Consider the following 8,961-nt stretch of genomic DNA (forward strand, 5'->3'; position numbering starts at 1 on the left):
TTTGTTTAGTTTTCAAAGAACAAATTTGGAGCGGGTGATGGGAATCGAACCCACTACATCAGCTTGGAAGGCTGAGGTTTTACCAGTAAACTACACCCGCATATAATATTCTGAATGGTCGGGAAGACAGGATTCGAACCTGCGACCCCTTGGTCCCAAACCAAGTGCTCTACCAAGCTGAGCTACTTCCCGTTAAAGTGGTGCGCCCTGAGAGATTCGAACTCCCGACCTTTTGATTCGTAGTCAAACACTCTATCCAGCTGAGCTAAGGGTGCTTATTTTTAAAGCAACTTTTAAAGTATATCAAATCATTTTTAATTTGTCAACAACTTTTTTGGTGCGGCCGAGAGGACTTGAACCTCCACGGGGTTGCCCCCACTAGGCCCTCAACCTAGCGCGTCTGCCATTCCGCCACGACCGCATATGAATTAGCGACAAAAATAATCATAACATCAAACACTAATTAATTCAAGAGGTAATTTGTGGTGCGGGTGAAGGGAGTCGAACCCCCACGCCTTGCGGCGCCAGATCCTAAGTCTGGTGCGTCTGCCAATTCCGCCACACCCGCATATGATAATCGAATGGTGAGCCATGAAGGACTCGAACCTTCGACCCTCTGATTAAAAGTCAGATGCTCTACCAACTGAGCTAATGGCTCATACTTTATTAAATAAAATGGCTGGGCTAGCTGGATTTGAACCAACGCATGTCGCAGTCAAAGTGCGATGCCTTACCGCTTGGCTATAGCCCAGTATGATTAATTAGATTAAGAAACAGGAAATGAAACAACGTCACTCCCCGTCCCTGATGACCCCTACGGGATTCGAACCCGTGTTACCGCCGTGAAAGGGCGGTGTCTTAACCGCTTGACCAAGGGGCCAATAATTTATATGGCGGAGAAGGAGGGATTTGAACCCTCGCGCCGGTTACCCGACCTACACCCTTAGCAGGGGCGCCTCTTCAGCCTCTTGAGTACTTCCCCATATAAATGGCTCCGCAGGTAGGACTCGAACCTACGACCGATCGGTTAACAGCCGATAGCTCTACCACTGAGCTACTGCGGAATAATCAAAAATCTATCTTCTCAATAAGGCGTTTGCCCTACCGACTCTTTACATTATAATGACCTGAAACTATAAAGTCAACATTAATTTTACATAAAACATTATTACCGAATTTCCAAAGAATTATAATTGAATTTCCTCAACTTTTAATAATTTCCCTCTACACTTTCCACACACATACCTTGAAGTATTAATACTTCTTTTTCTTTGATAGGTTGTCTTACAGTTTATACATTGATAAATAAGTACCTTTTTTGCAGTACGTTTAACACTTCTTTCAGGAAGCTGATTACAAAAACGCGGTGCGCCCACCTTCTTTAATAAGAACTTAAATTCAGGGTCCTTGTGCTGGTATCCTCTACCTTCGAGATGAAGGTGATAATGGCATAATTCATGCTTTATAATACCGATTAATTCTTCTTCCCCAAGCTGTTCTAGATACTTTTTATTAATTTCAATATTATGTGTACCTAAAAGATATCTCCCCCCCGTCGATCGTAACCTTAGATTAAACAGTGCCGTGTGTTTAAACGGCTTCCCAAAGTATTCATGAGACAGCTTTTCGACTAATATTTGAAGTTCCTTTTGATCCATTTTAACAGTTCCCCACTTTCAAGCGAACATGACAACCTATTATAGCATATATTGTATATACCCTTAATGAATGATGTACTTTTCGGGAGGTTTTACACTATGCCAACTTGGTTGCAAAACCAAATGAAAAGGGCTTTCTATGAGAAGGACCGCTATCAAATTAAGCTGCTTAACCAGTGCTGGTTTTTTTACAGAAAAAAACACTGCTCCTAAAAGCAGTGTCCCTCTAGTTACAGTGCCTATAGTCTCCGAACCTTTCTCTGACTATAGGCACTTCTACTATTTTAAGATGGCGGCAGCATAGTTAAGGCAACACGGCCCTTTTTCATATCTACAGAGTCCACCCAAACCGTTACCACATCACCTACTGAAACAATGTCCAAAGGATGTTTGACAAAACGATTGCTGAGCTTTGATATATGAACAAGCCCATCCTGTTTGACACCGATATCAACAAACGCACCGAAGTCCACCACATTCCGGACTGTGCCTTGTAGTTCCATTCCTGCTTTTAAGTCTTCTAGCTTTAAGACATCTTTTTTCAGAAGCGGGCGAGGTAAATCATCACGGGGATCTCGTTCTGGTCTTACTAAAGCATCAATAATATCCTTCAGAGTTAACTCACCAACGGATAATTCCTTAGAAACGGCCTTTAAATCAAGTCCGTTTAGTGCGGTTTTTAACTCTTCTGAACCTAAGTCATTTGCTGTAAAACCTAGACTTGTTAATAACTTTTTAACCTCATCATAGTTTTCCGGATGTATTCCTGTTCTGTCTAACGGCTGCTTACCATCTAGCACACGAAGGAAACCGATGGCCTGTTCATAGGTTTTAGCCCCTAAACGAGGTACCTTCTTTAATTGCACTCTGCTGGTGAACTTCCCTTCCTCCTCCCGCTTTTTAACAATATTATTGGCTGCAGTTTTGTTTAATCCCGCCACATACTGAAGTAGGGAAGAAGACGCGGTATTCACGTTCACCCCAACCTGGTTAACAGCCGTTTCTACCACAAAATGCAGCGACTCGGAAAGTCGCTTCTGGGCAACATCATGCTGGTATTGACCAACCCCCACTGATTTTGGGTCAATTTTCACCAATTCCGCTAATGGATCCTGCAAGCGCCGTGCAATGGAAACAGCACTTCTTTCTTCCACTTGGAAATTCGGAAACTCTTCTCTTGCAAGATCGGAGGCAGAATAGACGCTAGCGCCTGCCTCGTTGACGATAAGATAAAAGATTTCTTTATCCATCTCTTTTAAAATATCAGCAACAAACTGTTCTGTTTCCCTTGATGCAGTACCATTACCGATCGCGGCCATTTCCACCTTATATTCTCGAAGAATGTTAATAAACTTCTCCCGTGCTTCTTTTGTTTTTGATACAGGTGGATGCGGATAGATAACATCAATCTTTAATACCTTGCCCGTTTCGTCTACGACCGCTAATTTACAGCCTGTCCGGTAAGCCGGGTCTACTCCTATCACCACTTTTCCCTTTAAAGGAGGTTGAAGGAGTAAGTTTCGAAGGTTTTCCGAAAAAATATGTATAGCTTGTTCCTCTGCCTTTTCCGTTAACTCAGCTCGAATTTCCCGTTCGATGGATGGCTGAATCAACCTTTTATATCCATCCTCTAGCGCTTCTTGCACAAGCGGGGCAGCAGGTGAATGCGGAACACGAATCCACTTTCTCGATAGATAAGTCATGATTAATTCTGCATTCATCTTAATCGAAGCACGTAAAATGTCTTCCTTTTCCCCGCGATTTAAGGCAAGAATCCGGTGTGGAACAATTTTATTAACCGGTTCTTCATATTCGTAGTACATTTCATAAACATTCTTTTCGTCTTTTTCTGCCTCTTTCACAACTGATGCGACTGTGCCAGTTTTAAACGTTTCTTTACGGATCCATTTACGGCCTTCCGCATCATCAGAAACCATTTCTGCAATAATATCCTTTGCACCCGTAATAGCTTCTTCAATTGTAAGAACTTGTTTTTCCTCCGAAAGAAACTCTTTTGCTTTTTGATCGATGTTCTCTTTTGGAAAGGTCATCAGCCACTCCGCAAATGGTTCTAAACCCTTTTCCTTAGCCACGGTTGCTTTTGTTCTTCTTTTTTGTTTATAGGGCCTATATAAATCTTCAACCTCTTGGAGCTTTTCAGCCTTCGTAATGGCCTTACTTAAATCTTCCGTTAATTTTCCTTGTTCCTCAATAATTCGCAGGACTTCTTCTTTTCGATGCTCTAGATTTTGAATGTACTGCCAGCGTTCTAAAATAGTCCGAATTTGCACCTCATCAAGGGCACCGGTCATTTCCTTTCTATAACGAGCAATGAACGGAACCGTATTCCCTTCATCAAGCAATGAAATAACACTTTTCACCTGTTTATAGGAGATAGCTAGCTCATTCGCAATTTTACCTAAGAGCTGTTCATCTTTCACAACTGTATCGTTCACGAAACAATCCTCCATTCTTCTTTCATTTCATTGTATCAAATTAGATTAATGGTTTCATCAAAGGCCTTTATCTCCTTTTGACAAAAAGAAAAGCAAGCTAGGATTAGCTTGCTAATTTGCAGAAAAATCAGAGGCAGGTTATGTATGAAAAAACGCTCTTTTAAAAGAGCGTACTTTAAACTAGAATTCGATGAGACCTAAACTTACCTGTAAGGCTTCATCCACTTTCTCCATCATTTCGTCATCGAGATGGGTGATCTTATCGGTTAACCGCTGCTTATCAATTGTACGAATTTGCTCTAACAGAATGACCGAATCACGTTCAAATCCGTAGCGCTTCGCATCAATTTCTACATGAGTAGGAAGCTTAGCTTTTTGAATTTGAGCTGTAATCGCTGCAACAATCACTGTGGGACTAAACCGATTCCCGATGTCGTTTTGGATGACAAGTACTGGTCGGACGCCGCCTTGTTCAGAACCAACAACTGGGGATAGGTCCGCAAAATAAACGTCACCACGCTTGACAATCAAAGGATTATCCTCCGCTTACAAGACGTTCAACTGTGTGTTCTGCCTCATATTCTGCTAAAAATGCTTCTGATGCAATTCTAAGATTGATCTTTGCCATTTCCATGTATCCACGTCTCATCGACTCGCGAATTTGTCTCTTTTTCCGTTCGCGTAAATACATTTTGGTTGCTTGGTAAATAAACTCACTGCGGTTTACATTTTCTTGCTTAACGAAACCATCTAACTCAGTTAAAAGATGTTGCGGTAACTTTACTAAGATTTCCGTAGTTGCGCCAGTTTCAGACACAAACATACACCTCCACCATCACTACACACCATTTTTATCTAACCAGAATTACATTCTGATGCTTAAATTTAACTGCACTTCTGTTTACGCTCCTCTGCGGTAAGCCATAAGCGAACATTAAATTTAATATCTGTACCATATTTAATAATAACACTAATCAAGCCCAATTCATAGACTAAATATAATTCTACTGTATTATAAGCCAATAAAAGATGCTTTTATGCACAATTTACCGCAATAACATAAATATGTTTGAATTTCTGTATTTAAGCCTGTGAATTACTAAGCAGATCATTTTTTATATCGACAATTTTGCCATTTTTTTTATAAAGCCTTGGAACACGATTGGTAATAATGCATGGAACTTCATAATTAATGGTTTCAAGCTTCGCCGCAATTTCATTGACAGAAATGAATTGCCCGCCCTGCCGGCCTATTAATGTAACAGTTGTTCCAACTGGTAATTTACCAGGTAGTCGTATCATACACTGATCCATACAAATTCTCCCGACAATGGGTGAACGCTTTCCGTCCACTAACACCTCTTGTCCTTGCAGCCTCCGAATCCATCCGTCAGCATACCCAATCGGGATGGTGCCGATCCACTCATCTTCCTTACTTTCGTATGTGGCCCCATAACTGACCTTATCCCCTTTTTGAACCTGCTTCACATGGACAAGCCGTGTTTTTAGTGAAAAGGCCTCCTTCAATGGGAATGGAATTTCTTGTTCCATTTGAAGAGATGGCGTAAGACCATACATAGCGATGCCAAGCCGAACTGCATTAAAATAGGCATTAGGAAACCTGATTGCTGCCGCACTATTACTGGAATGAATATACTTCGGCCGCTTCGTTAACACCTTTAACAAATCCTCAAATCGCGCTAATTGCTTCTGAAAATAACTATTATCTAATTCATCTGCTGTGGCAAAATGAGTAAAAATTCCTTCAAAATGAAATTGTTCATTCGCTAAGATTAATTGTTCTAGAGATGATAATTCATCACGGCTGCGGACGCCGATTCTTCCCATTCCTGTATCTACTTTGATATGCAGGGAAACTCTTTCACCCACTGACAAATGTTTTTGCGCTTCTTGAAGCCATTCTTTTTGAAAAACAGTAAGGGAAATATCGTACTTGGCTGCCACTTGAACATCCTCAGGTCGAGTTGCTCCTAGAACTAAAATAGGAACCTTGATTCCTTTATGTCTAATTGCAACCGCTTCATCCATAAAAGCTACTGCGAGAAAACTTGCTCCTGCCAAAAGGGCTGCTTTGGCTACTTGAACATCACCATGACCATAGGCATTCGCTTTTACTACAGCAATTATCTCCACTTGGTCTGGTAAATGTTTTTTTACCGAGGATACATTTTCTGTGATACAATCCAAATCAACTTCTGCCCATGTATCCCGATAAAAATTGACTTGCTTTTCCATCTGTCCACATCCTAGTTAAAATGCATTTTTTTATTTTACCACAAAATTGGATTATGATAATTTTTTTTAAGCGGGTGGCCGCTTTTTGGTTCAAAAATATCATACTACTTATAAACGTCAAAAAACAGGCACAAGGCCTGTTTTCGTTAGATTATTATTTTACGGAGTCATCTTGAAGAGATTTCGCTATTTCTACCATCTCATCCCTAGTCAGGTTATTCGATGCAACCATATAATCGACACCGCCTTGTGACCATGAAAGTGAATGATCTGACAGCGCCCCAAAAGTTGCACCGAGATCTACGATATCACCCTCCATTAGGGTCGGATTAGCAGAAGCAGCCTTTGTTGATACTTTCTCCTGAACAAGTGTATAGGATTTTTTTCCGTCATACGTAAGGACAACCCGCTTACCATCCTCAATTTTGACTGTCTTTTCTTCCAGTAACTTGGTTCCCGTTAACTCATAGGTTGGATATTTAATTGTGAATGACTGATCTTTGTCTTTAGCGCCCGCCATTGCTGGTAGATTCAACTGTGCCCGTGTCATATTCTTTTTCATATCGAAATCGTCTTTATTTAAATCAGCATTAAATTTCACCTTTGAAAATTCAACTGTTACAAGGGCATTTCGGTCAGGGTCCATTACTTTGACAACAGCAGGCGATAAATCGCTTTTATTCAGCTTAATTTCCTGAAATGGCAGCATACTATTATTTTGATAACGTGTCTTCGTTTCAAAAATATAATAATCTTTTGTTGAGGAGAACTTAGCTTCTTTATCCGCAACAATATCTTTTATTAAGGACTCATACAGATAGGCTTGGCTGCTATTTTGCGGCCAATCACTTTGAAAACGGAAGCTTTTATTCAATGCTGGCGTCAAAACAAATACGCCCTCTTTATTTCTTAGGATCATTTGACTTTGGTCTTTCTCAGCATTTTTTAAATTTACACGGTAAAATGTAGGATCTTTATGCCAAATCTCAACGTTATACACCTGAGAATCTGAGCCCATTTTCAGTGTCATTTTCGCGTTCACTTTATAGCTGGTTAAATCACTCTGCTTACTCCTTAGCTCCTTTACCACATCGTCTTGTGATTTTGACCCACAGGCAGCTAGCAAGAAAATGACCATTAGCCCTGTCATAAGCAGTAAAAACTTTTTCCTCATCCCTTCAACCCCTTCTTGTGTCATTCATATGATTATCAAAGAAGAGAAAGGCAGGAATCAGGCTTATAAACCATAGCTGACCTTGTCTCTCCTATTTCCCTATGAATATATGAGACAACCTCGGGGATTATTCATATCCAGAGCCAAGCCCTAGAAAAATTAAAAGCTCCAGCGCTTGAACAGACGCTAGAGCTAGAGAATCCTCAAATCATTTGAACCATCTTCTATTTTTCTAATACCACTTGCGCAACAGCATATTCCCTGCTATGAGAGATAGACAAATGTGATTGGACCTCTGGTTTCCGAAAAAACGGTTTTCCCAAGTCATCTGTCTCAATCTCCATGTCTTGAAAAGATAGTTCCTTTCCTATTCCAGTGCCAAATGCCTTGGAAAAAGCTTCTTTTGCCGCAAATCTTCCTGCTAAGAACTCTACTTTTCTTACCTCAGATAATTCTTCATACCTTTTCTTTTCGTTAACGGTTAAGATCCGATCAACCAACTTGCTTTGTTTGTTAATCAGTCCGCGGATTCTATCCAGTTCAATAATATCAATGCCAATTCCCTTAATCATGGTTTTACCATCCTTCTATTTTATTTACTTTTAGCATAATAGTGTACAAGACCAAGAATCTGTTTATGATGTAATGGAGAGGAGTGATTCCAATATTCACCAGAACTGAAAACCTTCGTGAATTTATCCGCTTTTATCCGATGGTCTCTATTATAGTGGCAATTCACTTGGTATTATATTTTTTAACCATTCTGCCGATCTTTCCAAACAATTGGTTCTTTGAAAATTTATCCGGTGTTAATCTCTATATAATGGAAGGAGAAGTATGGAGGCTGATTACCCCAACATTCATGCATAGCGGTTTTTCTCATATGCTCTTTAATAGTTTCTCCCTCATTCTGTTTGGACCCGCACTAGAACGTATGTTGGGGAGCGCCAAGTTTCTCGTCATCTACCTTTTCTCAGGACTTATTGCCAATGTGGCTACTCTACTTTTTGAGCCGTTAACTTACACCCACGTTGGATCAAGCGGGGCCATCTTTGGATTATTTGGCTATTATATAGCTATTATCATCTTCAGGAAGACCATGATGTCTCAGCAAAACAGTCAAGTTATTCTCATTCTTTGTGCAGTTAGTTTAATCATGACCTTCTTACAGCCAAATATCAATGTAAGCGCCCATCTGTTTGGATTATTGGGGGGCTTCTTAATGGGGTCTATCCCTTACTTTAATAAAAAAGACCTGTCAGATTCTATTCAGACCACCACATCTTGGGCAAGAAGTCAAAAGAGAAACGTATCCTTCCAATCTCCAATAAAAATGTTAATCTGGTCAACGATTATCATCCTAGTGATTTTAGGACTTTGGAGATAATTTACCACAGCATAAAACAGGGAGTAAACA

At 40.3% G+C, this 8,961-nt stretch carries 9 protein-coding genes and 10 tRNA genes; 2 read left to right on the forward strand and 17 right to left on the reverse strand.

What is annotated here, in order from left to right; translation table 11 throughout:
• Nucleotides 1-26: 26 nt before the first annotated feature.
• From V7266_RS22665 to V7266_RS22715, 11 genes are all read right to left on the reverse strand, one after another.
• A tRNA-Gly gene (locus V7266_RS22665) sits at nt 27-100 on the reverse strand.
• Between the two features lie 15 nt (nt 101-115).
• A tRNA-Pro gene (locus tag V7266_RS22670) sits at nt 116-192 on the reverse strand.
• Nucleotides 193-198: 6 nt separating this feature from the next.
• Nucleotides 199-275 (reverse strand) — tRNA-Arg (locus V7266_RS22675).
• A gap of 60 nt (nt 276-335) precedes the next feature.
• Nucleotides 336-421 (reverse strand) — tRNA-Leu (locus V7266_RS22680).
• Nucleotides 422-483: 62 nt separating this feature from the next.
• Nucleotides 484-568: transfer RNA gene (locus V7266_RS22685), tRNA-Leu, on the reverse strand.
• Nucleotides 569-582: 14 nt separating this feature from the next.
• Nucleotides 583-658, reverse strand: a tRNA-Lys gene (locus tag V7266_RS22690).
• A gap of 18 nt (nt 659-676) precedes the next feature.
• Nucleotides 677-751 (reverse strand) — tRNA-Gln (locus V7266_RS22695).
• Nucleotides 752-808: 57 nt separating this feature from the next.
• Nucleotides 809-880, reverse strand: a tRNA-Glu gene (locus V7266_RS22700).
• A gap of 11 nt (nt 881-891) precedes the next feature.
• Nucleotides 892-982, reverse strand: a tRNA-Ser gene (locus V7266_RS22705).
• 7 nt (nt 983-989) lie between these two features.
• Nucleotides 990-1,064 (reverse strand) — tRNA-Asn (locus tag V7266_RS22710).
• Nucleotides 1,065-1,187: 123 nt separating this feature from the next.
• Complete coding sequence (locus V7266_RS22715; protein WP_335471249.1) at nt 1,188-1,658, reverse strand: SprT family protein; 471 nt, start codon at nt 1,656-1,658, stop codon at nt 1,188-1,190.
• Between the two features lie 99 nt (nt 1,659-1,757).
• Here V7266_RS22715 and cmpA point away from each other — a divergent pair, with 99 nt between their 5' ends.
• The gene (cmpA, locus tag V7266_RS22720; RefSeq protein ID WP_007083554.1) at nt 1,758-1,871 is read left to right on the forward strand and encodes a cortex morphogenetic protein CmpA; all 114 of its coding nucleotides are present in this window, start codon (nt 1,758-1,760) and stop codon (nt 1,869-1,871) included.
• Between the two features lie 71 nt (nt 1,872-1,942).
• On the opposite strand, the gene V7266_RS22725 is transcribed toward cmpA, so the two are convergent.
• The 6 genes from V7266_RS22725 to acpS all read right to left on the reverse strand — a co-directional run bounded on the left by V7266_RS22725 (nt 1,943) and on the right by acpS (nt 8,116).
• On the reverse strand, nt 1,943-4,129 hold the full coding sequence (locus V7266_RS22725; RefSeq protein ID WP_420491485.1) for a Tex family protein: 2,187 nt from the start codon (nt 4,127-4,129) through the stop codon (nt 1,943-1,945).
• A 165-nt stretch (nt 4,130-4,294) separates the two neighbouring features.
• Nucleotides 4,295-4,645, reverse strand: coding sequence for a type II toxin-antitoxin system endoribonuclease NdoA (gene ndoA, locus V7266_RS22730; protein ID WP_007083556.1), 351 nt, complete (start codon nt 4,643-4,645; stop codon nt 4,295-4,297).
• A 4-nt stretch (nt 4,646-4,649) separates the two neighbouring features.
• Nucleotides 4,650-4,931 (reverse strand): CopG family ribbon-helix-helix protein, encoded by a 282-nt coding sequence (locus V7266_RS22735; RefSeq protein WP_098531723.1) that lies wholly within the window; start codon nt 4,929-4,931, stop codon nt 4,650-4,652.
• Between the two features lie 266 nt (nt 4,932-5,197).
• Nucleotides 5,198-6,370: an alanine racemase gene (gene alr, locus V7266_RS22740; protein ID WP_335471252.1), complete on the reverse strand. Its 1,173-nt coding sequence runs from the start codon at nt 6,368-6,370 to the stop codon at nt 5,198-5,200.
• 154 nt (nt 6,371-6,524) lie between these two features.
• The gene (locus tag V7266_RS22745; protein ID WP_335471253.1) at nt 6,525-7,544 is read right to left on the reverse strand and encodes a LolA family protein; all 1,020 of its coding nucleotides are present in this window, start codon (nt 7,542-7,544) and stop codon (nt 6,525-6,527) included.
• Between the two features lie 224 nt (nt 7,545-7,768).
• Nucleotides 7,769-8,116, reverse strand: a complete 348-nt coding sequence (gene acpS / locus V7266_RS22750; RefSeq protein ID WP_335471254.1) for a holo-ACP synthase — start codon at nt 8,114-8,116, stop codon at nt 7,769-7,771.
• Nucleotides 8,117-8,283: 167 nt separating this feature from the next.
• Between acpS and V7266_RS22755 the strand changes: the two genes are divergently transcribed.
• Nucleotides 8,284-8,931 carry a rhomboid family intramembrane serine protease gene (locus tag V7266_RS22755; RefSeq protein ID WP_335471255.1) on the forward strand — a complete coding sequence of 216 codons (648 nt, stop codon included), beginning with the start codon at nt 8,284-8,286 and terminating at the stop codon, nt 8,929-8,931.
• Nucleotides 8,932-8,961: the final 30 nt, after the last annotated feature.

Source organism: Neobacillus drentensis (genome assembly GCF_036965645.1).
GTDB classification, from domain to species: domain Bacteria; phylum Bacillota; class Bacilli; order Bacillales; family Cytobacillaceae; genus Neobacillus; species Neobacillus drentensis_D.